Consider the following 21,753-nt stretch of genomic DNA (forward strand, 5'->3'; position numbering starts at 1 on the left):
CCAAAAAGGAGGTTTAATATATACTATATCTAAATACTAATTACTCAGCACTTATATTTATTACTCAGCTGGTCTACCGTGAATTTCTTCAAATTTTTCATCAAAATTTTCACGCAGGTATGCTCTTAATTTTTTACGATAATCGTCTTTTAACCAATCAACAAAATTGTAAGTACTTTTACTAATACACTTTGTATAACGTTGTATTCTGTGGTCTATATCGTCTCCTAACTTTTTAGATAAGTCTAAAGCATCATAAACATCTTCACTATTTTCAATACAAATTTTAGCATGATGTTCTATAGAACGCTCTAAAACTACTTTAGATGATTCTCCTGCCCTAACCGAATGAATATAAGCTTCTTTTATATTAAAGTAAACCTCTTCAGATGCAGCAAATTCAGCTCGCAAATCAGCTGGCATTTCATACCTAAAATTACTTTCTAATTCTTCGTCGCTCAATAAATTCTCTAAGTAATAATTAGGCGATCTAAATATTTTCTGCCAATCGATATCTGCTCCCCAAGGTCCAAAACGATGGAAGTTATTTCCTAAATCTACTACTGTAAACGTATTTTTCTTTGTAAATATACGTGACCCCCTACCTATCATCTGATAGTATAGAGTTAATGATTTTGTTGCTCTATTTAATATAATAGATTCTACAGAAGGTTCATCGAAACCAGTAGTTAAGATACTTACCGATGTTAAAATAGCATCAGGAGTTTCTTTAAACCATTTTAATATTTTCTCTCTTTCTTTTTTTGTATTGGTATTATCTAGATGGGCTACAGGATAACCTGCTGCTCTAAATGTATCATATACATGTAATGAAGTATTGATACCATTATTAAATATTAGAGTTTTCTTTCCTTTACAACGCTCTTCATAAGCTTGTAAAAGTTTACCTAACATATCGGTATTGGTATATAAATCTTCTGACGATTTAACAGTATAATCTCCGTTAGCTCCTACTACTAAAGATGTTAGACCAACATTATACGAAAAAGTTTCTGCTCGAGCTAAAAACTCGTTTTGTATTAAAGATTCTATAGTTTCTCCAACAATTAACTCATCGTAATTATCGGTCATAGGTAATTTAATATTAGAACTTAACGGTGTTGCTGTAACTCCAAGTACGAATGACTTTTCAAAAAACTTAAATAATTTGGTAAATGAGTTATAATGCGCCTCATCTATAATAACTAATCCAATATCAGATATATCAAGCTTATTGTCATTCAAACGATTGTTTAAGGTTTCAACCATGGCAACAAAACAAGTATAATCTGCTTGATCATCTAAGTTAGCCTTACTGTCTACGACTTTATTTTTAACACCAAACTCAGTAAGCATACCAGATGTTTGCTTACACAATTCGATACGATGTGTCATTACCAACACTCGCTTTTTATGATGCTTAATATATTGTCTTACTATTTCAGAGAAAATAACGGTTTTTCCTCCACCTGTAGGCAATTGATACAATAAATGATAATCTGGTTTTGCTTCTTCAAAACACTTAAATATCTTATTAATAGCTCCTTTTTGATAGCTATATAATTGTTTTCCTACTTTTCTTTCTTCTTGCTCTAAAGCTGTTTCCGACATAGTATTTAGTGGATTAAGGGTTTGCAAAAATACGTTCTTTCTAGGGTTTATAACGAATTATTTTAAAGAAATTATCTACTAAATGCTTATAAATAACTCTTCTAAATCATCATATTGCCTATTTTAGCAACGAGAAATGTTTCCAAAAAACAGCTCTTTCTTGCTTATTTATGACAATAATTTCAAAAAACATACCACAACAATATCAAGGGTTTGCCCTAACTCCATTATTATGGAACAATGAAGCAATTTATAATTTAAAACAGTTGGATATAGCAACTGAATTTACTTCATCTGTATCTATAAATATTCCTCAGAATTTAATGTTAGGAAAAAGAGTAGAAAGATTTACTTCTCACTTACTTCAACAAAACAAAGACATTGATATTCTTCAAGAGAATATTCAAATTAATCATAATAAAATTACTGTTGGTGAATTAGACTGCCTTTTAATGCATAATGATACCCCTACACATATAGAAGTTGTTTATAAGTTTTACCTCTACGATGATTCTGTAGGTAATACTGAATTAGACCATTTAATTGGTCCAAACAGAAAAGATTCGTTAGTAGAAAAATTAGTAAAACTTCAACAAAAACAACTTCCTCTATTATTCAGACCTGAAACTAAACCTGTACTCGACAAGCTTGGCTATTTAGCTACAAGCTTCAAACAAAGGGTTTATTTTAAAGCTCAGGTTTTTCTTCCTATAAACCAACCAAACATACGTTTTAAAAAACTAAACAATGATTGTATTATTGGTTTTTATGCAAGAATTGAGGAATTGAATGATTACCATTCTGCAAAATTTTATATCCCTAAAAAAGTAGATTGGTTAATTATACCTCACCAACATATTAACTGGATAAATTTTGAAACATTTAACGCAGAAGTTGAGTCCCATCTATCAAAACAAAAATCTCCAATGTGCTGGATGAAAAAAACTAATGGTGAACTTTTAAAATTCTTTGTTGTTTGGTGGTAGAATTACTTACTTTTGATACTCTAATTTAACCACATGATTACGCCAGAAGTACAAAAACTATTAATTCCTACCTTAAAAAAATATTTTGGTTATGATAGCTTTCGAAGTCAGCAAGAAGCTATTATACAAAATGTATTATCTGGAAGTGATAGTTTAGTAATTATGCCCACAGGTGGTGGTAAATCTATTTGTTTTCAGCTTCCTGCTCTGTTGCTAAATGGAGTAACTTTAGTTATATCTCCGTTAATAGCATTGATGAAAGATCAGGTTGATGGCTTAAATGCAAACGGAATACCAGCAGCATATGTAAATAGCAGTTTAGCTGACGCTGAAAGAAATACTATTTTAGAAAATATAGCCGATAAAAAACTAAAACTAGTTTATGTTGCTCCAGAAAGTTTAAGCTATTTAAGTACCGTAATAAATGAAGAAAATGTTAGTTGCATCGCTATAGATGAAGCACATTGTATTTCTTCTTGGGGACATGACTTTAGACCTTCTTACCAACAACTAGGTTTTTTAAAGAACCAACTACCCAAAATACCTATTATAGCTTTAACAGCTACTGCCGATAAAGCTACTAGAGATGATATCTTAAACCAATTAAACATCTCTGAGGCAAAACAATTTATTAGTTCTTTTGACAGAAAGAATATTCATTTAGAAGTTAGACCCGCTAATGACAGAATTAATCAAGTAATTGACTTTATTGAACAACACCCAAATGAATCTGGAATTATTTACTGCTTGAGCAGAAAAACTACCGAACAAATAGCAAGTAAATTACAACAGAATGGAATCAGTGCAAAAGCCTATCATGCTGGGCTGAATTTTAATGAGAGAAGTAGTATACAAGAAGAATTTATCTTTGATAAAACACCTATCATTTGTGCTACTATTGCTTTTGGAATGGGAATAGACAAATCTAATGTACGATGGGTTGTTCATTATAACATGCCCAAAAATATAGAAGGCTATTATCAGGAAATTGGACGTTCTGGTAGGGATGGCTTAAATGCAAAAGCTTTGCTTTTTCACAGTTATGCAGATGTAATACAGCTACGAAAATTTATAGATGGTAGTACTAATGAAGAAGTACAAATTGCCAAGCTAGATAGAATGAAACAATTTACTGAAGCAACTACATGCAGAAGAAAAATCTTATTGAGTTATTTTGGAGAACTGAAAGAAGAAAATTGTGGCAATTGTGATGTATGCGAAAACCCACCTCAATTTATAGACGGAACCATAATAGCGCAAAAAGCTTTATCTGCTGTTACAAGACTTCAAGAAAAAGAAGCTGTTGGTATAGTTATAGACGTTTTAAGAGGCGCTAAAAACGCTACCGTTATAGATAGAGGTTATAATCATATTAAAACCTATGGTATGGGTGCCGATACTTCATGGAAAGACTGGCAACATTACATTATTCAACTTATTAACCAAGGGTATTTAGAAATTGCTTTTCATAAACATAATGCTTTGCAATTAACTGATTTTTCTAAAAAAGTATTGTTCGAAAAAGAGCAAGTTTTATTGAGTAAACCTGTAGAGATTTCTAGAAATGTTACAGATAAAATCACTAAAAAATCTAAAAAGACTAAAGATTCTTTATTCGAGCTATTACGCAAATTGCGATACAATATTTCTCTTGAAGAAAATATACCTGCATATCTAATTTTTAATGACGCTACATTAAGAGAAATAGAACAAGAAAGACCCCTATCTGATGAAGCTTTCTTAGCTATTAGCGGAGTTGGACAACGCAAACTAGAAGTATATGGAGCAGAATTTATAGACGTCATTAGAACATTTTTAGAAGAAAAGAAGAAAAAACCTAAAAAGAAAGATACCTCTTTAGTTACCTACGAACTCTACCAAGAAGGATTAACTATAGAAGAAATTGCTTTAAAAAGAGATTTAAAGGATACCACTATTTTTTCTCATATAGCCAAATTATATAGTGAAGGAAAAGATATAGATATCTACCAGTTTATTAGTAAAGAAGAGGTTGAACAAATTAGAAAAGCAAAGCAAGCTCTCGAAAATCCAGAAGGTTTAAAGGTGTATTTTGAACATTTTGAAGAAAAAGTAAGTTACGCTACTATTAGATTAGCATTAACTGTTATTGAGGTTGAAAGTTAATTATTTGACTTCTAACTACATCATGTTTATAAATCATAATCAACTTCAGTTCCTGTTTTATATAAAAAACTAACAGCATTTTTATTTAGTCCGAAAAACGGAGTTGAAGAATCTGAATTTGCATTAATATCTATTACAAATTGAATTCTTGTTGCTAATAGATATTTCTCTTTTAAATGATTAATCACCTTTATTTTAGGTTCTAGAAAATCAATTAACTCTCCAAGTATTTTTTCAAATCAATGTCAATACCTGCTTAAATTTTATATTCCCATGTCGTAAATTTTGGAACGGGTTCTCTCTTTATCTTAAACGAAGTTGGTTTTACTCCCATTAATTCTGTTACTACATCAAAATATTCTGCATCAAAAGAAAAATAAACGTAACTATTACATTCAATATTTATATTTTCCAACCCCATATTCACTCTAAAAAATTAACTCTTTTTCAAATTACGAGTCTCTATTATTTTAACTCCTTTTTCCTCTATATTTTTTAACACTTCCTTATCTACATTTCCTTCAGCATTTAAAAACTCAATTTCTAGTTCATTTTCACTTAAATGAATGCTTTTAATTTTATCTCTAGGAATTTTATACTGATATCCACTATCTTTTTGAAAAACCTTATAAACTTTATACGCACCTGAACACAATCCCATTGCACTAATAAAACCAATAATACCTATCGATTTATTAAGAGTTACTATTGCTGATAAAGCTAGAATTGCTACTAATAAAAAAGCACCTAAATCTTTTTTACCCTTTCTAAGTTCATTTGCTTTTTTTGATAGACTAGATTTTTCTAATAGTTCCTTAGTTTCTGACCAAACTCCAGTAGTAGTCATATATAAATTATCTTCATCTATATTTATATAGCCAAATTGATATTTAAAAAACTCTTTCATTTATTGAAAATAACCATCAATCAGTTTCTCCATCATTTCAATATCTAGTTTTTCTATTGGGTGCTCTACACCTTTTAACAACTTAAATTCAGAATTAGGTAACCAACCTGAAACTTGTAATGTTTCTTCTTGCGTAACCATAGTATCTTTATCTCCTACTGTCAATAATACATTATGGTTGATGCTTTTAAAATCTTCTGAATTGAACTTCTTTCCTCTTGATAAGCCGAACATTAAATCGGCTGTTTTTGCTAAAACTTCTTTCCAATTATTAGGTTCATGTAGCTTTTCTAAATAATTAGCAAAGACAGGTACCTTTGCTTCTATTTTATCAGGATTTAACATTTTCACCTCTTTTGCTGCACTTTCTTCAGACCAGTTAAACTTTGTTCCCAGAGTAACTATTTTGTCAACCAAATCAGGATAATTCTTGGCTAAATTTAAAGCAACATACCCTCCCATGCTATACCCAAAAATAGATACTTTATCTAATTGATGGCTCTTTAAATAATCTACTATATTTTGAGTAAATAAATCGATCGAGAACTTATGGGAACTAGGAATTCCTCCATGACCTTCAAAAGAAAATGAATGCACGTTATATTGATTAGATAATAGCTTTTTTAAAGTCTTTAATTGGCTCGTACTTCCTAACGCACCGTGTAATAATAAAATTGATTTCATTAACTATAAATCGTCTGTAAAATGTTCTGTTCGTTTAGGTTTAGAAAACTTATCTGCATTGTAAATCTTAGATCCTCCTTTTGGAATTGACAATGATTGCCAATCTTGATTGACTGCTAATTTTCCTATTAATACAATTTGCCCGATATGATATGAATAATGAGCCAACTGCCTGTTAATCGCTTCGGTAACCGAATGCCCCATATTCCTGATAAAGATTTCTTTTTCCAAATCAGTTACCTCTAGCGGATTAATTGCTTCAAACAAACAACTCCATCCTCTATTCCAAACAACTAGCAACTCTTCTCTAGTAGTAATTGTTCCTTCAAACTCATCATCTCTATCACGCCATTCTTTCTCTCCATCTTCTGTTAAAAAATTAGTCCACCTAGAAAGCATGTTGCCTGAAATATGCTTAACTATAATAGCAATGCTATTATTTACCTCATTAGGTTGCCAAAACAATTGTTCATCTGTCAATTGACTAAAAGTCTTTTCTCCTAAACTTTTATAATAATTAAATTGTTTTTGTATACTTGATAGATAGGTATTCATTATTTCCTAGCTAATTTATATCCTAAAAATGCCATCGGAATATATGCTACTATTAAATCTAAGGCATTGAACCACATTGGAGCTGGTAACATATTAGCTGCCATAATTCCACAGAGTAGAAACCAAAAACCAATAATTAATGCCATTTTTAAATGGTTTGTTGCTGCTATTTTAGTAGTTAAAAATGCACCTACTAAAGTTCCCAATGCATGTGCTATAAAAGGGAATATAAAATGTTTAGCTTCAAACAAATGAATATTTGCTTTCAAACTTTCCATATTAGAAGGGTCTACACCTCCTGGTGGAGGAATGATACTTCCGCTTATCATAATTAAGCCCATATTAAACATTCCACCTATAACAATACCTACTATAACAGCTAGTATATTTTTTACAATCGGACTCATATTTTTTATATTAGTTAGTATTTAAATATAGTCTATTTACGACTAATAGACAATAACTTTTAAGCATTGTATTTATAAGTTATTATCTTCCTTACTGCTTTCTTAAAATATCACATAAATTTTCAAACATTTCAGTTGAAATGTCTAAGTGGAAAACCATTCGAAGTTTACCTTGCCCCATATTACTAATAAATACATTTTTAGAGGCTAAATTGCTTACATACTTATCAATATCTACTTCTTCTTTTAAATTAAAAATAACAATATTAGTTTCTACAGTTTCTACTGAAACAACTTTATCGTTATGAAGCAAAATACGTTCTACTTCTTTAGCTCTGTCATGATCTATTGCTAATCTTTCAATGTGATTATCTAAAGCGTATAAAGCTGCTGCAGCTAAATAACCTACCTGACGCATTCCACCTCCTAAAACCTTTCGCACTCGTAACGCTTTTGCAATGTATTCTTTACTTCCTATTAAAACAGAACCTATGGGAGCTCCTAAACCTTTAGATAAACAAATAGAAATGGTATCGAACATTTCTCCAAATATTTTTGGGTCATGATTTTTAGCCACTATAGCATTAAATAGTCTAGCCCCATCTAGATGATATTTTAATCCGTGATCTATACAAACTTGTTGAATTTTCTTTAATTCTTCTATATCCCAACATGCTCCTCCTCCTTTATTGGTCGTATTTTCCACACACACTAAAGTAGTTAATGGACTGTGATAAAAATCTGGTGGATTAATAGCTTCAATAACCTGATTGGCGGTAAACATACCTCTATCTCCATCAATTAATTTACACGATACTCCACTATTAAAAGACACTCCTCCACCTTCGTAATTATATACATGAGCCCACTTATCACAAATTAATTGCTCACCATAATTAGTATGCAATTTAATAGCTGCTTGATTTGCCATGGTTCCACTAGGAAAAAACAAAGCATCCTCCATACCAAACATCTTTGCAAGGCGTGCTTCTAATTCATTTACAGTTGGATCTAGTTTATAAACATCATCTCCTACTTCAGCCGTCATCATAGCTTGTAGCATTCCTTCAGTAGGTCTTGTAATTGTATCGCTTATTAAATTTATTTCCATAGTTATTGGTGATAATTTAGTTAGGGTTTTGTTTCATTTTTGATAAAACTATAAAATCTCTGCAATAAATTAGCATGATAAAATATCAAAACTCACTTTTTAATTTATTTTTGTAACATCTATGGTTACACAAGAACAAATAAAAAATATTTCTGAAAGAATAAATAAGTTAAAACAATACCTGAATATTGATCAAAAACTTATCGAAATTACTAATGAAGAGGAGAAAACTTTTGCGCCAGATTTTTGGAATAATCCAAAAGAAGCAGAAGAAGTAATGAAATCACTTCGAGTTGTCAAAAAATGGGTAGCCGATTATAACAGCGCTAAGCAGTTATTTGATGATCTAGAAATTCTTGTTGAATTTCATTCTGAAGGTGATGCAACTGAAGAAGAAGTGACCAATCAATATAAAAAAACGATTGATTTAATAGAGCACCTTGAATTTAAGAATATGCTTTCTGATGAGGGTGACAACCTAAGTGCTGTTTTGCAAATTACAGCTGGTGCTGGTGGTACTGAAAGTTGTGACTGGGCAGATATGTTAATGCGTATGTATTTAATGTACTGTGAAAAGCAAGGTTATAAAGTAAAAGAACTAAACTATCAAGCTGGAGATGTTGCAGGTATTAAAACAGTAACTATTGAGATTGAAGGTGATTTCGCTTTTGGTTGGCTAAAAGGTGAAAATGGAGTTCATAGGTTGGTTCGTATCTCTCCTTTTGACAGTAACGCAAAACGCCATACTTCTTTTGCCTCTGTTTATGTTTATCCGTTAGTAGATGACTCTATAGAAGTTAATATTAACCCTGCAGATATAGAAATTATAACTTCAAGATCTAGTGGAGCTGGTGGGCAAAACGTAAACAAAGTAGAAACTAAAGTTCAGTTAACTCACAAACCATCTGGTATTCAAATTTCCTGTTCTGAAACTCGTTCTCAGCAAGATAATAGAACCAGAGCTATGCAGATGCTTAAATCTCAATTATATGAAATTGAATTGAACAAACGATTAGAAGCTAGAGCTAGTATTGAGGAAGGGAAGATGAAAATTGAATGGGGTAGCCAAATTAGAAACTATGTTATGCATCCGTACAAACTAGTAAAAGACGTAAGAACTGCTCATGAAACTGGTAATGTAGATGCTGTTATGAACGGAAATATTGACTCCTTTTTAAAAGCCTATTTAATGATGATGGGACAAAAAGAAGAAGATACTAATACTATATAATTAATATGAAAATCTATCACAATCCTAGGTGCAGTAAATCAAGACAAACATTAGCTTTAATAGAAGACGCTGGTAAAGAAGTTGAAATTGTAAAATACCTTGAAAACATTCCATCTAAAAAAGAATTAACCGAAATTATTAATTTACTAGGCATTAAACCTTTACAATTAATTAGAAAAGGAGAAAAAGATTGGAAAGAAAACTTTAAAGGGAAAGAGTTATCTGACGAAGAAATTATTGATGCAATGATTGCTTACCCCAAATTAATTGAAAGACCTATTGTTATTAAAGACCAAAAAGCCGTTTTAGGTAGACCCCCAGAAAATGTTTTAGATTTACTATAAAAAAATAAAAGGTGAGTATAATAACTCACCTTTTATCATTTTTATGTATTCTTTTTAACAGCAGTTTAACAGAAATTTACAGCTACAGAACTAATTTTGAAAGTTTATTGTAACATCGCATATGAAACCAATATTAAAAATTACAATCTTAACCATTTTAATAAGTTACGCTTCATTTGCGCAACAAGGTAATAAAGCTTCTTTTACCATTTCAGGAAAGGTTATAGATCAAGAAACTCAGCAAGTATTAGAGTACGCAACTATTGTTTTAGAAAATACTAAAACAAAAAAAATAACCGGTGGTATTACTAATGAAAAGGGAATATTCAATATTACTGCTTTAAAATCAACTTACAATATTACAGTAGAGTTTATTGGTTTTAAACCATACATAATTAACAATAAAGAAGTTAATTCAGCTATCCAACTTGGAACAATTGAGTTAAAAGTAGATAACAATAGCTTAGACGAAGTCGAAATTATAGCTGAAAAAAGTACTGTAGAGATCAGATTAGATAAAAAAATATACAATGTTGGTAAAGATATGACCATAAAAGGTGGTACAGCCTCGGATGTTTTAGACAATGTACCATCTGTTAATGTAGATGCTGAAGGAGCTATTAGTTTAAGAGGTAATGAAAATGTTAGAATTTTAATAGATGGAAAACCATCTGCCATGGTTGGGTTAAATGGTACAGATGCACTTAGAAATCTACCTGCAGATGCTATAGAAAAAGTAGAGGTTATTACCTCTCCTTCTGCTAGATATGATGCAGAAGGTACCGCTGGAATTTTAAATATTGTACTTAGAAAAGGAAAAGTAACCGGTTTTAATGGTTCTATCAATACTACTGTAGGTTCGCCACAATTATATGGTATAAACGGTAACTTAAATTACAGAACTAAAAAGGTAAATCTATTTTCTAATTTAGGCTACAGGCACAGGCAAGGTCCTGGTAATTCCCAAAGTTTTTTTACAAATTTAGATAATGGAACTATAACAGATTTTAGAGATGAAGATAGAGTATTTGATAGAAAAAGTAACAATTACAATGGTTCTTTAGGTTTAGAATACTACATCAATAAAAATAGCTCTGTAACAGGTACATTTTTTTATAGAAATTCTAAAGATGATGATATAGCAACCAACAACACCGTTTTTTTTGATGAAAACAAAAACATAACCGGTGTTGAAAATAGAATTGAAAACGAAAAAGAAACTGGAGAAAACAAACAATACTCTTTAAACTACACTAACAATTTTAAAGGTAAAGGAGAGAAATTAAGTGTTGATTTGCAATATAGTGATGATTATGAAAAAGAACCTGCATTGATTACTGTAGATGGATTGTTATCTGAGCAAAATTCACAAACAACCTCTTCTAGAAATAAACTCGTACAAATAGATTATGTTTTACCTATTGGAGAAAATAGTCAGTTTGAAATTGGTCATAAATCAGACTTGCAAGATTTATCTTCAGATTTTAGAGTGAGAGACGGAAACGGACAGCCTTTAGCTACAGATCCATCAAATGCTATCGATTTTAAACAAAATATCTATGCGTTTTACACTCAGTTTGGTAGTAAAATTAAAAAAATATCTTACTTAATTGGGTTGCGTACAGAAATTACAGACATAGATTTAAATGTTATTACAACCAATCAGAAATCAGATAAAAATTATACTGAATGGTTTCCTACAATAAACTTAGGGTATGAAATTAATGATAATGACAACCTTACTTTAGGATTTGCTAGAAGATTAAGAAGGCCTAGACACTGGTTTTTAAATCCGTTTGAAAGTAGAAGTTCTGCAACTAATGTTTTTAGAGGAAATCCAGATTTAGACCCCACTTTTACTAGTTCATACGATCTAGGGTACAATAAAAAAATCAATAAGTTAGATATAGGCGCCTCACTATATTACCAGTATTCTACAGATATTATTCAAAGAATAGCTATTCTAGAAGAACGCAATATAAATGGTGTTCTAACAGATGTTACTGTTCGTCAACCATCAAATTTAAATGATGAAAAACGTTACGGACTTGAATTTACTTCTAATTTTAATGCTTCTAAAAGGGTTAGATTAAGTGCTTCTTTTAACTACTTTAAGTTTAATACAGATGCTTTTACTTATGTTTATACCGCTCAGAACGGAACACAAGTAACAACTCGTTTAGATGCTGTTAATGAAAGTAGCTGGTTTGCTCGCTTAAACTCTAGAATTACGCTTCCTGCAAAGGTTCAATGGCAAACACGTTTAATGTATAGAGGTCCACAAAAAAATGCTCAGAGTGACCGAAAAGGGATGTTTTCTGCCAATCTTTCATTTAGTAAAGATTTATTTAAAGATAAGGCAACATTGGTTTTCAATGTTAGCGATTTATTTAACTCGAGAAAATATGAAAGTACAACCTATTTAGGCGGAAGAGAAAATCCAAGTTCTATAGTAGATGGGGCTTTTCAATGGAGAGAGCGTCAAATATCTCTAAACTTTACTTATAGGTTCAATCAAAAAAAGAAAAGAGCAAGACCTAATGGTGGATATGACAATGGAGGTAACGAAGGTGGAGGATTTTAAATGATATATAAAAAACAAAGGGAACTTATTAAATAAGTTCCCTTTGTTTTTTAGTTCGTAACTATTGTGTTAAAATTCTCTAATCTAATCTTTACTGTTTTAGAAAATTTATCCCAGTACAACAAATGCTTGTTTTTCTCAAACCATTTTTTCCAGATTATAACATCTTTATTTGACTCTGGTTCTTCTGTTAAACAGCTATAAACATACTTAGACTTTAGGTTTGTTAACTCTCCTAAAAATTTACTAGCCGTCATTAATTCAATGCTGTAACCTTCTTCTAGATTATAAAATTTTTCTACTAAATCAATACGCTTTTTTACAAACTTACAGGCTTTTTGACTTAACCTAGATTTCTGTTGTGCAGATAAACTACAACTGATAAATGCTGTACAAAATAATAATACAAACATTTTGCTTTTTAAACTCATTACTTAATTTTTTAGATAAACAGATTAAACAGACTTATACAGATAAGCTATTAAGTAATGTATTGTGGTGGTTCAAATATAGAGTCATTTAAAGAACTATACAATACTCTATATTTGGTAATTTTTTATATCACTAAATATAGGTATATCAATATATAAGCATAAAAAAAGCCTCGAATATCGAGGCTTTTTATTATTTTATTTGCGATACATTTTTTAACGCATTCTAACTGTTTTTAACTGTGCATCCCAGTATAAGTTATGCTTATTATCATTATACCAATTTTTCCAAGTTTTAACATCTATATCAGATGTTGGTTCATCTGCTAAACAGCTATATTTCCATTCTGATTTTAAGTTCGAAATTTCTCCTAAAAATTTACTAGCAAAAACCAACTCTAAACTATATCCTTCTTCTAAACTATGAAATTTCTCTATCAAGTCAATTTGTTCTTGCACATATTTACAAGCTTTTCTATCAACGTTCTTTCTATCTATATTACTATTTTTTCCTGTTGCAAATACATTTGCTACTAATAAAAATAAAACTCCAGTTAATATTGCTTTTCTTAAATTCATAATCTATGTTTTTTATGATAACTATTATTTCCCCAACGTTCTTTTCTAAATTAAGAACAAGACAAATATAGAAGCTAAAGCACTACAAACCAATAGCTTAAACCGATATAAATGATTTTTATTAAAAATTCAAAAACTATGGTTTATTAACTAATAATATGACAACACAAAAATGACTCTCATTATCAAATTGTTAACTAAATAATAAAATTGATAAATTATTAATAACGAATAAATCGATTAAAAACACAAAACATCGACGAAATGCAAGTTTAAAATGTCAAATATTCATTTTGTGTGGTGAAATAGTTTCAATAAATACCATCTAAAATTAACATAACTCACTAACAACTAATCGTATTTAATATAATGATATTGCATCATGAAATATTAGACTTGCAAAAAAACGATGTTTACCCTTTTAATAACAAAATTACTTCTCAAACAAAGCAATTGTTTCTATATGTGCTGTATGTGGAAATTGATCTACTAAACTCATTTTCTTTAATTGATAACCAGCTTCTATTAACTGTTCGGTATCTCTAGCTTGAGTTGCTGGATTACACGATACGTACACCATTCTTTCAGCCCCCAATCTAATTACTTTACGCAAAGTCTTTGGAGCAATTCCTGCTCTAGCAGGGTCTAGTATGATAGTTTCTATCTTTCCTTGATATTCTGGATGCTCATTTAAAAACTTACCTACATCTGCTGCATAAAATTGTACTCCCTTTATATTATTACGTTTAGCATTTTCTTTTGCATCTTCTATAGCAGAAGCCACAATATCAACTCCTACTATTTGTGCATCATTACTTCTATTAGCTACTATTTGCCCAATAGTTCCTGTACCACAAAATAAGTCCATTACTACTTTACCATCAACAGTATCTTGGCGCTCCATTACATAATCTATAACTTTGCTATATAGTTTCTCTGCTGATTTAGGATTGGTCTGAAAGAAACTCTTCATGCTAATTTCAAAATTCAACCCTAACAAATTCTCTACTATTTTTTCTTTTCCATAAACTAATCTAGAAGTTCCCGTACTAGATAAGGTCCTATCTCCTACCTCATCATTTATAGTATGTAATATTCCTGCTAAACGATTACCAAACATCTCTTTAAACAAAGAGACGAAACCATCCATATCAAATTTGGGTAAATCTGGAGAAGTCGTTACTAAATTGAATAATAGTTCATCGCTATCAAATGATTTACGAACTACTAAAAACCTAAAAAAACCTTCTCTCTTAGGAGCATGCCAAGGAGCCAGTTCACTTTTCTCACAAAATTCACGAACCAACTTTAAGTTATCTTCTACTTGTTTATCAAACAATCCAGAGTCTTTATCTAAATTCTCTCCACACCACCAAGTTCCTCTTTTCTTAAAACCTAAAGAAAATTCATCTACATCTGTTTTTAAATCATGGTCATAACGAATAGCCGAAAATCCGTACTCCATTTTATTCCTATAATGATGTACACTAGGAGATGAAATAAATTCATCAAATTTATCTTCTATATTGGCTACTTTACCAATCCTCTTAAATAATTCTAAAGTACTCTCTTTTTTATATTGGTGCTGTAACTCAATAGGTAACTTTATATATGGTGCTCCAGGAATACTTTGAAATGGTACAGCTACTTCATCTTTAGAATCTTCAATAACTTCTAACAACTTACATTCTGCATAACGCTTACTTGTTTTCTTTACCTGTGCTTTTACCAATTGCCCTGGCAAGGTGTTTGGTACAAACACAACAAACTCTCCTTCTTCGTTTCTTATTTTCCCTATTCCTTTTCCTCCAAAAGCATAGTTTTCTATTAAGATTTCTATATGTTGTCCTCTTTTTACGAATTTGTTACGTTCTCTTCTAGGCATGCTGTACGTTATTTTTGAGCTGCAAAACTAAGAAACAATTTCGGGTATACAATTATATACTACTAGGAGCTGTTAATCTTTTCTTTTTTAGATTACTTTTGCTGTATGGAAAATAAAAAGCAAAAACAGATTTTACAAAAATTAGGAATTTCGCAACTAAATGAAATGCAAGAAGAAGCTCGTTTAGCGATTCCTTCAGATAACGATGTGGTACTATTATCGCCTACTGGATCTGGTAAAACTTTGGCTTTTTTATTACCTATTATAAATAGAATAGACACAAACAATAGTAATACACAAGTACTTATTTTAGCTCCCTCTAGAGAATTAGCTATACAAATAGAGCAAGTAACTCGAGAAATGGGTACAGGTTTTAAAACTAATGTAGTTTATGGAGGTAGACCTTTTTCTAAAGATAGAATCGATTTAAAACACACTCCTATCATATTAATAGGTACACCTGGTAGAATAGCCGATCATTTACGTAGAGGAACCGTAAATGTTAAAGGTATCAAAACCCTAATTTTAGATGAATTTGATAAATCCTTAGAAATTGGTTTTGAAAAAGAAATGAAAGAAATTGTAGCTAGCCTACCTAGTATAGATAAAAAAATATTAACCTCAGCTACTCAAGAGAGTGATATTCCTGCATTTGTAGGATTACATAAACCTATTACCATTAATTATTTAGATCAGAAGGTTGAATCTAATTTAGAGTTAAAAACTGTTTTAACTCCTAAAAAAGATAAGTTAGAAGCCTTAGTGAGCTTAATTAAACACATAGGTAACCAACCAGGTATTATTTTCTGTAATTTTAAAGACTCTATACAACGTATTAGCAACTACTTAAATGAGTTTGATATTCCTCATGGTACTTTTTATGGAGGAATGGAACAAAAAGATAGAGAAAGAGCTTTGATAAAATTTAGAAATGGTACACACCAGATATTACTTGCTACCGATTTAGCAGCAAGAGGTATCGATATAAAAGAGCTGAATTTTATTATTCATTATCATCTCCCTTTAAAAGCCGAAGAATTTACCCATAGAAATGGTAGGACTGCAAGAATGAATGCAGATGGAACGGCCTACGTTCTACAATGGGAACGTGAAGAATTACCCGATTTTATTCAAAAAGCTAACCCGGATAACTACCATATAGAAGAAATGTATGAAGCTTTAGATGGTCATTCTCAAAAATGGAAGACAATATTTGTATCTGGCGGAAGAAAAGATAAAATATCTAAAGGTGATATTGCTGGTTTATTTGGTAAACAAGGAAACTTAGAAAAAGGAGATTTAGGTATTATAGAGTTAAAACCCGATTGTGCTTTTGTAGCTGTAAAAGCAAATAAAGCTCATGAAGTAATTTTAAGAACGGATAATACTAGACTTAAAAAGAAAAAGGTTAGAGTAAAACTGATCTAAAAAATGAATGAAGAATGGGTAGACATAATAGATAACGAAGGTAATTTCACTGGTAAATCATGCTCTAAAACTGAAGCTCATAAAAAAGGGTACTTCCACCCCACTATTCATGTTTGGTTTTACACTACAGAGAACGAACTACTGTTTCAACTAAGAAGTCCGAATAAAATTAATTACCCTAACTTATGGGATGTCTCTGTTGCTGGACATATCATATCGGGAGAAACTTCTATTAATGCTGCTATTAGAGAAGTAAAAGAAGAGTTAGGAATACACCTTTCTGAAGATCATTTACAATATATTGGTAGTCACAAAACAAGCGTTACTCATAAAGATAATTATATAGATAATGAATTCAATTATATCTTTTTAAGCCCCTTAAAACAAGATATAAACTCACTTATTTTGCAACAAGAAGAAGTTGTGGGTGTAAAACTATTTCCTATTGAACAATTGAAGCAACTTAAAAATGAATTTGTTCCCTATTCAAAAGAGTATTTTGACACATTATTAACTGAGTTAAGAAAAGTTATTTCTTAGCAGCTTTTTCAACATCAGCCCAAGTATCCCAAATATCTTTTACTAACTTTTTAAATTCGGTACTATCTGAAGTTTTATTAATTGTATCAAACAAGTCATGCATTTCTCCTCGTAATTCAGGATGCTTATTTGTTATCTGTTTACTTGCGAGCCAAGCTTTTTGATGATTTGTAAACGCTTGGCTGAACTCTGGAGAGCAATTAGTATAATCTAACGCTTGCAAACTCGTTACATAATTATCTATTGTAGTACTTAATGATATTTTCTCACAAGCATGGTTTCTAATAGATCCTAACTCAGAATCTTTTTTTAAAATTACTTCTATACAGTTTTCAGGTAGTTTTGTTACCTCAGCATAGGATTGTTTTTCATTAAAAAAAATATTTGCTCTAATCACATCACTCCCTTCTTGATACACTCGAGTTATGGTAATATTCAACACATTATTTATATAACTCAACTCATTAATACTATCATACCATCCATCATGTGCATCTAAGGTTAAATACCCATCTGGATATAAATTTTGAAAGCCCTTTACTTTAATTAATTCTTCTTTATCGAATAGACTATTTTTAATTAATAAGGGCATTTGATTTCCTTCTCCACAAAATGATAATATTTCATTTTCTTCGTCATAAACTCCAATATCAAAATTTTGTGTGGTCTTAAGTTGTAACTTAACTCCATTCATTTCTAATACAGAATCTCTCTCTTCATTTGAATATTCAAATATATCTTTTCCTATAACCCAGCCTTCAATTTTATTTCCCTTGATTCTAATAAAATTATATAAATTACACCTTTCACCCGAATCCAATAAATCATACTTTAACTCAGAAATACTATCAATCTCGACAAGGCTTCCATAAAGGTTTTTAACTGAATCAATAACCTTCTTATTTCTATTGTAAATTTTCAAGCTATTGCTTATAACTACTGCTCTATTTTTATGTTCTTTAACTTTAAAAAAATCTTTAGACAGTAATGAGATTTTATTACCTGATTCTACTACTTCATTAACATTAATTATCTCCTTTACTTTGCCTTCTTTTTTACAAGATAGAAGTAATAAACAAAATATAAGCAAGTAATAAAACCTCATAAACTCTTATTTTATGTCAAATCAGAAGTAATTAATTTTAAAAACTCATTCCTAGTTTCCTGGTTTTTAAAAGCACCCGTAAACCCAGAAGTAGTTGTAACCGAGTTTTGTTTTTGTACACCACGCATCATCATACACATGTGACTTGCCTCAATAACTACAGCTACACCCTGAGGATTTAAAGTTTCATCAATGCATTTTAATACCTGATCTGTTAAACGTTCTTGCACTTGCAACCTACGCGCAAATACATCAACTATTCTTGGTATTTTACTCAAGCCAACAATCTTACCATTAGGTATATAAGCAATATGAGCTTTTCCAAAAAATGGTAGCATATGGTGCTCACATAAAGAATATAATTCTATATCTTTAACAATAACCATATTATTGTATTCTTCAGAAAACATAGCTCCTTTCAATATCTCCGCAGCATCCATATCGTAACCTTGAGTTAAAAACTGCATAGCTTTTGCAGCTCTCTCTGGTGTTTTTAATAATCCATCTCTTGTTACATCTTCTCCAATTTCTGAAATAATTCCAGAATAATTCAACTGAACTGCTTCTGTAACTTGAATGTTATACTCTTCAAACTTTTTATACATGATATTCTACTTAGAAATAAAACACTAAAATACTATTATTATTTGTGAATAGAGTAACTCTTTTTAGTAAGCTTTAACTTTTATTTAGCATTTAAGGTGTCTCAGAATTGTAATTTTGTTTTGATCAATCAACACTACATGAAGACCCTAACTATTATACTTACTTTTTTCTTTGCTTTCTCATCTATTGCACAAGAAAATATTTCAAAAAAAGAATACACTGCCACTAGAATAAACAAGCCCCCTAAAATAGATGGTGTTTTAGATGATGAGATATGGAAGGCTATTCCTGAGTTAGGTGATTTTGTTATGATGAACCCTGAAGATGGAACTCCTGAAAGAAATACTCATAAAACTACTGCAAAAATTGCTTACGACGATACAGCCATATACATAGCGGTAAAATTATATGATAATGAACCGCATAGAATTTTAAGACAATTTAGCCAAAGAGATAATTTAAATGCTCAGTTTGATTGGATTGGGGTTATTTTCAACACTTATAATAATGATGTTAACGAAACGAAGTTTTTAGTAAGTTCTTCTGGTACTTTAGCAGATGCTACTAGTGAAAACGGTAGAGACGATTGGAGTTGGAGTACTGTATATCAAGCAGAAATATCTTTTGATGATAAAGGATGGAATGCAGAATTTAAAATTCCATATGCAGCTTTACGTTTTCCAGAAAAACCAGAACAATTGTGGGGATTACAATTTTTTAGACGTATACAACACTTAAATGAAACCTATTCTTGGAACTATGTAAATCGAAATAACGGATACGAAAGTCAATATGTAGGTTTGCTAAAGGGTATTAAAAACATTACACCTCCTGTACGATTAAGTTTTTATCCTTTTACCGCTATCAATCAAGAGGTTTTTAATGGAGATAGCGAAACTACATTTAGTGCAGGTATGGATGTAAAATATGGTATAAGTGACAGCTTTACCTTAGACGCTACATTAATACCCGACTTTGGACAAGCCAAATTTGATGATGTTAGTTTAAACCTAGGGCCTTTTGAACAAATATTTTCTGAAAACAGACAGTTTTTTACTGAAGGTACTGAAATTTTCAACAAGGGAAACTTATTTTATTCTAGGCGAATTGGTGGCGCTCCATCTACCTATAGAACAGTTGATGATAATTTAAGTGATGATGAAATAGTTACAGACAATCCGGAAGATGTTAAACTTTTAAACTCTATTAAGGTTTCGGGAAGAACTAAAGATGGTTTAGGAGTTGGGGTTTTCAATTCTGTAACTCAAAAAACAGAAGCTACTATAAAAAACACCTCTACCGGAGAAACAAGAAAGGTAGTAACCGAACCTTTGGCAAACTATAGCGTACTGGTTTTAGATCAGCAGTTTGGAAACAATTCTTCTATATCCCTTATCAATACCAATGTTACTAGAAATGGTCATTTTAGAGATGCTAACGTATCTGCTGTAGCTTTTGATATTAATAATAAAGAAAATTCTTTTAATTTTTCTGGACAAGGCACAGTTAGTCAAGTTTTAGATACCAACGGAGACAAAGCTGGCTTTGCACAAAGATTTTCTGTAAATAGAATTAAAGGGCGTTTTCGATATGGAATTTGGAACGATATAGTTAATAAAAGCTATAATATCAATGATTTGGGGGTAAGCCAGAGAACCAATTTTAACAATTATGGTTTTAGGTTATCTTATGAAAACTTTGAGCCAACAGAAAAATTAAATAAGTACCGAATTAATGGAGGTTTTGGTCATGAGAGAAGGTTAATTCCTAATGTTTTTGTTACCAATAATTTCTGGGTAAACTTCTTTGCTGTAACTAAAAACCGTTTGTCTTTTGGTGGTAATATAAATGGTAGAGGGCAATTAAAAGATTATTTTGAACCTAGAACAGAAGGACGTTTTTTGCTAAGAGATGGTAACATTGCGGGTAATATCTGGATTTCTACAGACTTTAGAAAAAAATACGCTTGGGAAGCTTCAGTAAATGTTAGAAGATGGTTTACAACAAATCAAAATGCTATCTTTCTTCGCTTTGAGCCTAGATATCGTTTTTCTGATAATTTTACTGTTATTTACGAAATAGAAAATTGGTATGGTAATAACAGGTTGGGTTATGTAGATAAGTTAGACAATGATGATATTGTTATTGCTCAACGAGACCAAATGAACCTTTCAAACAATATTACTGCTAGTTATAATTTTAACAATAAACAAGCTATTAATTTAAGTTTTAGAAATTTTTGGGCTTTAGCATTATACAACAAAGATGATCGTTATTTTAAGCTTGAAAACAATGGGGAGTTAACAGATATTAACTACGACACCGATGAAAACAACCATAATACTAACTTTAATATTTGGAATTTAGATTTAACATACAACTGGCGTTTTGCCCCTGGTAGTGAAGCCGTTTTATTATACCGACAACAAATATTTAATCAAGATGAATTTGCCGATGCAGGCCTGCTAGTTAGTTTTGATAATCTTTTTAATCAGCCAATACAACATACATTTTCTTTAAAAATAGTTTATTTTTTAGATTATAATAATGCAAAACAGTGGCTTAAAAAGTCTAATAGTTAAATTAGGTAACCCATTTATTTTTAATTATTTTC

General features: G+C 30.8%; 21 protein-coding genes. 8 read left to right on the forward strand and 13 right to left on the reverse strand.

The annotated features are described in order from the left end of the window. Positions 1 to 60: 60 nt before the first annotated feature. Complete coding sequence (locus tag ACFQ1O_RS01570) at positions 61 to 1,611, reverse strand: DEAD/DEAH box helicase (protein ID WP_377712610.1); 1,551 nt, start codon at positions 1,609 to 1,611, stop codon at positions 61 to 63. Positions 1,612 to 1,781: 170 nt separating this feature from the next. Here ACFQ1O_RS01570 and ACFQ1O_RS01575 point away from each other — a divergent pair, with 170 nt between their 5' ends. Next, on the forward strand, positions 1,782 to 2,597 hold the full coding sequence (locus ACFQ1O_RS01575) for a DUF1853 family protein (RefSeq protein WP_377712612.1): 816 nt from the start codon (positions 1,782 to 1,784) through the stop codon (positions 2,595 to 2,597). 33 nt (positions 2,598 to 2,630) lie between these two features. Next, positions 2,631 to 4,742, forward strand: coding sequence for a DNA helicase RecQ (recQ, locus tag ACFQ1O_RS01580; RefSeq protein WP_377712614.1), 2,112 nt, complete (start codon positions 2,631 to 2,633; stop codon positions 4,740 to 4,742). A 26-nt stretch (positions 4,743 to 4,768) separates the two neighbouring features. Here the strand turns inward: recQ and ACFQ1O_RS01585 are convergent, their stop codons facing one another. The 7 genes from ACFQ1O_RS01585 to ACFQ1O_RS01615 form a co-directional block, all read right to left on the reverse strand. After that, on the reverse strand, positions 4,769 to 4,972 hold the full coding sequence (locus tag ACFQ1O_RS01585) for a DUF4279 domain-containing protein (protein ID WP_377713212.1): 204 nt from the start codon (positions 4,970 to 4,972) through the stop codon (positions 4,769 to 4,771). A gap of 26 nt (positions 4,973 to 4,998) precedes the next feature. Continuing rightward, positions 4,999 to 5,163 (reverse strand): hypothetical protein, encoded by a 165-nt coding sequence (locus tag ACFQ1O_RS01590; protein ID WP_377712616.1) that lies wholly within the window; start codon positions 5,161 to 5,163, stop codon positions 4,999 to 5,001. Between the two features lie 15 nt (positions 5,164 to 5,178). Further along, entirely contained in the window at positions 5,179 to 5,649 is a 471-nt protein-coding gene (locus tag ACFQ1O_RS01595) for a hypothetical protein (RefSeq protein ID WP_377712618.1), read from the reverse strand. Then, positions 5,650 to 6,333, reverse strand: a complete 684-nt coding sequence (locus ACFQ1O_RS01600) for an alpha/beta fold hydrolase (protein ID WP_377712620.1) — start codon at positions 6,331 to 6,333, stop codon at positions 5,650 to 5,652. 3 nt (positions 6,334 to 6,336) lie between these two features. Then, positions 6,337 to 6,888: a DUF1572 family protein gene (locus ACFQ1O_RS01605; RefSeq protein ID WP_377712622.1), complete on the reverse strand. Its 552-nt coding sequence runs from the start codon at positions 6,886 to 6,888 to the stop codon at positions 6,337 to 6,339. Continuing rightward, entirely contained in the window at positions 6,888 to 7,295 is a 408-nt protein-coding gene (locus tag ACFQ1O_RS01610) for a hypothetical protein (protein ID WP_377712623.1), read from the reverse strand. Before ACFQ1O_RS01610 ends, ACFQ1O_RS01605 begins: the two co-directional genes overlap by 1 nt. Positions 7,296 to 7,386: 91 nt before the next feature. Continuing rightward, positions 7,387 to 8,406 (reverse strand): threonine aldolase family protein, encoded by a 1,020-nt coding sequence (locus tag ACFQ1O_RS01615; protein WP_377712625.1) that lies wholly within the window; start codon positions 8,404 to 8,406, stop codon positions 7,387 to 7,389. A 121-nt stretch (positions 8,407 to 8,527) separates the two neighbouring features. On the opposite strand from ACFQ1O_RS01615, the gene prfB reads away from it, so the two are divergent. The 3 genes from prfB to ACFQ1O_RS01630 all read left to right on the forward strand — a co-directional run bounded on the left by prfB (position 8,528) and on the right by ACFQ1O_RS01630 (position 12,565). Next, positions 8,528 to 9,637 (forward strand): peptide chain release factor 2, encoded by a 1,110-nt coding sequence (gene prfB, locus ACFQ1O_RS01620; protein ID WP_377712628.1) that lies wholly within the window; start codon positions 8,528 to 8,530, stop codon positions 9,635 to 9,637. 5 nt (positions 9,638 to 9,642) lie between these two features. Then, positions 9,643 to 9,981: an arsenate reductase (glutaredoxin) gene (arsC, locus tag ACFQ1O_RS01625; protein WP_377712631.1), complete on the forward strand. Its 339-nt coding sequence runs from the start codon at positions 9,643 to 9,645 to the stop codon at positions 9,979 to 9,981. 121 nt (positions 9,982 to 10,102) lie between these two features. Beyond that, the gene (locus tag ACFQ1O_RS01630; protein ID WP_377712633.1) at positions 10,103 to 12,565 is read left to right on the forward strand and encodes a TonB-dependent receptor domain-containing protein; all 2,463 of its coding nucleotides are present in this window, start codon (positions 10,103 to 10,105) and stop codon (positions 12,563 to 12,565) included. Positions 12,566 to 12,615: 50 nt separating this feature from the next. Here the strand turns inward: ACFQ1O_RS01630 and ACFQ1O_RS01635 are convergent, their stop codons facing one another. The 3 genes from ACFQ1O_RS01635 to rlmD all read right to left on the reverse strand — a co-directional run bounded on the left by ACFQ1O_RS01635 (position 12,616) and on the right by rlmD (position 15,460). After that, positions 12,616 to 12,996 carry a hypothetical protein gene (locus ACFQ1O_RS01635; protein ID WP_377712635.1) on the reverse strand — a complete coding sequence of 127 codons (381 nt, stop codon included), beginning with the start codon at positions 12,994 to 12,996 and terminating at the stop codon, positions 12,616 to 12,618. 216 nt (positions 12,997 to 13,212) lie between these two features. Beyond that, positions 13,213 to 13,575 carry a hypothetical protein gene (locus ACFQ1O_RS01640; RefSeq protein ID WP_377712637.1) on the reverse strand — a complete coding sequence of 121 codons (363 nt, stop codon included), beginning with the start codon at positions 13,573 to 13,575 and terminating at the stop codon, positions 13,213 to 13,215. A gap of 433 nt (positions 13,576 to 14,008) precedes the next feature. Continuing rightward, entirely contained in the window at positions 14,009 to 15,460 is a 1,452-nt protein-coding gene (gene rlmD / locus ACFQ1O_RS01645) for a 23S rRNA (uracil(1939)-C(5))-methyltransferase RlmD (protein ID WP_377712639.1), read from the reverse strand. A gap of 105 nt (positions 15,461 to 15,565) precedes the next feature. Between rlmD and ACFQ1O_RS01650 the strand changes: the two genes are divergently transcribed. Further along, positions 15,566 to 16,888 carry a DEAD/DEAH box helicase gene (locus tag ACFQ1O_RS01650; protein ID WP_377712642.1) on the forward strand — a complete coding sequence of 441 codons (1,323 nt, stop codon included), beginning with the start codon at positions 15,566 to 15,568 and terminating at the stop codon, positions 16,886 to 16,888. A gap of 3 nt (positions 16,889 to 16,891) precedes the next feature. Next, on the forward strand, positions 16,892 to 17,428 hold the full coding sequence (locus ACFQ1O_RS01655; protein WP_377712644.1) for an NUDIX hydrolase: 537 nt from the start codon (positions 16,892 to 16,894) through the stop codon (positions 17,426 to 17,428). Here ACFQ1O_RS01655 and ACFQ1O_RS01660 read toward each other — a convergent pair. Further along, positions 17,418 to 18,533: a hypothetical protein gene (locus ACFQ1O_RS01660; RefSeq protein WP_377712646.1), complete on the reverse strand. Its 1,116-nt coding sequence runs from the start codon at positions 18,531 to 18,533 to the stop codon at positions 17,418 to 17,420. The two genes, ACFQ1O_RS01655 and ACFQ1O_RS01660, sit on opposite strands and share 11 nt — an antisense overlap. An 11-nt stretch (positions 18,534 to 18,544) precedes the next feature. Beyond that, entirely contained in the window at positions 18,545 to 19,141 is a 597-nt protein-coding gene (gene folE / locus ACFQ1O_RS01665; RefSeq protein WP_377713214.1) for a GTP cyclohydrolase I FolE, read from the reverse strand. A gap of 135 nt (positions 19,142 to 19,276) precedes the next feature. Here folE and ACFQ1O_RS01670 point away from each other — a divergent pair, with 135 nt between their 5' ends. Then, the gene (locus ACFQ1O_RS01670) at positions 19,277 to 21,721 is read left to right on the forward strand and encodes a DUF5916 domain-containing protein (RefSeq protein WP_377712647.1); all 2,445 of its coding nucleotides are present in this window, start codon (positions 19,277 to 19,279) and stop codon (positions 21,719 to 21,721) included. Positions 21,722 to 21,753 lie beyond the last annotated feature (32 nt).

The sequence above is a fragment of the Pseudofulvibacter geojedonensis genome (assembly GCF_042675745.1).
Taxonomy (GTDB): Bacteria; Bacteroidota; Bacteroidia; order Flavobacteriales; family Flavobacteriaceae; genus Pseudofulvibacter; species Pseudofulvibacter geojedonensis.